The sequence below is a fragment of the uncultured Mycobacterium sp. genome (genome assembly GCF_964249325.1).
In the GTDB taxonomy this organism is placed as follows: Bacteria; Actinomycetota; Actinomycetes; order Mycobacteriales; family Mycobacteriaceae; genus Mycobacterium.
Window position 1 is genome coordinate 1 of the sequence record NZ_CAXUCH010000412.1, and the last position, 2,086, is coordinate 2,086.

The following is a 2,086-nucleotide window of genomic DNA, read 5'->3' on the forward strand; positions in this document are numbered from 1 at the left end:
GTCGGCATGCGCGCGCTGCTCATCGAGTTGCTCGCGCGCACCGGCCGCATTCGAGCGATGAGCTTCCGCGCGCTGTTGCAGCCGCGCCGCTTCAGCGGCCTTGGCGTCGGCTTCGGCCTGCGCGGCGCGTGCCTTCGCGGCGGTCTCGTCGGCAAATGCTTCACGACGCTGTACGTGCACCGACTCCTGGTCGACTCGCTCGCGGATCTGTTCCGCCTGAACTCGTCGGCGATGTTCGCCTCGCCTGCGCACAGCCCAGGCGAGGACAGCGATGATCAGCAGTGCCGCAACGACGGCGATGACGATCCCAACAATGGTGCTGGTAGCCATGTCGAACTCCTTTGTTAGACAGCCACCCAACAGCGGGGCTTCCCGCGCCGGTCAGCCACCAAACCTGCGACGCTGACGCGTCAGGAACCGACCCAGTGATCAGAGGCCATCGTGTGCGTTCCCTGCTGACATGGCCGTCAATAGCAAAACCGGCGGTACGTGGCGAAACATCCGTCCGGCGCGCACCCTGAGTTGTGACCGGCGCGAGCCAGGAGGATGTGATGAGCGACTACGGTGCGTTCGGATTCGATCCCGAGGACTTCGATCGAGTGATCCGCGAAGCGAGCGAGGGCCTGCGCGACGTCCTCGAGCGGGTTGGCAGGTTTATCACCACTCCTGGCGAGCGGGCGGGATGGTCTGCGTTTTTCGACGACGTGGGGCGACGCTCGCGCCCTGAGCCGGAAACCACCGGTGAGACCGGCGACGGCGTGTGGGTGATCTACACCGTAGGAGACGACGGCGGCGCCCACATCGAAGAGGTGTATGCGACCGAACTCCATGCCCTGCGCGCAAACAAAAGCAATACTGACCCGGCGCGTAAGGTCCGGTTCCTGCCGTACGGCATCGCGGTCAGCGTCCTCGACGGGCCGGAAGAGACGGCATAGCGGTCGCCGGCCACCGGCTGGATTTCGCTCAAGAGGCGGCGCGGCGCCGGGTCCTGCTGCGCGCTTCCTGCAGAACATGGTTTCATTCGAGCTGTGGCTGAGTTGAATCGTCGCCGTCTGATGCTGATGACGGGGATCGGCGTGCTGGCTGCTGCGGTGCCCGTTCCGTCAGCTGAGGCATTGGTGTCCGGACGAGACGCGCCGGCGGATCGGGTGCCGCCGCCGGCTGCGCCGCCCGGTAACACGGCCACCGGAAACTACCTTTTCCACGACGAATTCGACGGCCCGGCCGGCTCAGCCCCCGATCCGTCGAAGTGGACCGTGGCGCGGGCCCGGGAGCCAATGAAGGACCCGACGTTTTGGGAAAGACCGGAGAATGTCGGGCAATACCGCGACGATCGCCGAAACGTTTTCCTCGACGGCAAATCAAATCTCGTCCTGCGCGCTGCAAAAGACGGCCCGACCTACTACGGCGGCAAAGTCCAGAGCCCATGGCGGGGTGGCATCGGCCACACCTGGGAAGCCCGGATAAAACTCAACTGTCTGACCGCCGGTTGCTGGCCCGCCTTCTGGTTGGGCAACGACGATCGTGGCGAAATCGACATCCTCGAGTGGTATGGCAACGGCAGCTGGCCTTCGGCGACCACCGTCCATACGAAAGCGAACGGCTCGGAATGGGCGACTCACAACATCGCGGTGGACAGCGGCTGGCACACCTGGCGATGCCAGTGGGACGACGCCGGTATCCGCTTCTGGCAGGACTATGTTGACGGCGCCCAGCCGTACTTCACGGTTCCGGCGAACTCCATCGCGGATTGGCCGTTCAACGACCCTGGCTACCAGGCATTTCCGGTGTTGAACCTGGCGGTTGCCGGTTCCGGTGGCGGCGATCCGCGGCCAGGTACCTATCCGGCGGACATGCTCATCGACTGGGTGCGTGTCTGGTGAACGCAGGCGGGCTTTTCAGCGACCTCGACGACGTGCGGGCCAGCGGCATCGTCGGATTGCGTTGCGCGCCCGCTGCTTCGCATGGTTTCATTCGAGCGCCGTCTGCGAACGTTGAGCCTACAGCGATTTGCGCCCTGTCTGTTTCCCAGCCTGTTCCGATTGGTGGTATCTGAGATGGATCGTCGCAGCATGTTGTTGATGAC

Annotated in this window: 3 protein-coding genes; all 3 read left to right on the forward strand. The window is 64.5% G+C overall.

Features of this window, described 5'->3' with window-relative positions; translation table 11 throughout:
* Positions 1 to 348: hypothetical protein (locus ACFE99_RS25255; RefSeq protein WP_375489641.1), on the forward strand; the 348-nt coding region annotated here is incomplete at its 5' end.
* Positions 349 to 551: 203 nt separating this feature from the next.
* Positions 552 to 935: a hypothetical protein gene (locus ACFE99_RS25260; protein ID WP_375489643.1), complete on the forward strand. Its 384-nt coding sequence runs from the start codon at positions 552 to 554 to the stop codon at positions 933 to 935.
* A gap of 93 nt (positions 936 to 1,028) precedes the next feature.
* Positions 1,029 to 1,883 (forward strand): family 16 glycosylhydrolase, encoded by an 855-nt coding sequence (locus ACFE99_RS25265; RefSeq protein WP_375489645.1) that lies wholly within the window; start codon positions 1,029 to 1,031, stop codon positions 1,881 to 1,883.
* Positions 1,884 to 2,086 lie beyond the last annotated feature (203 nt).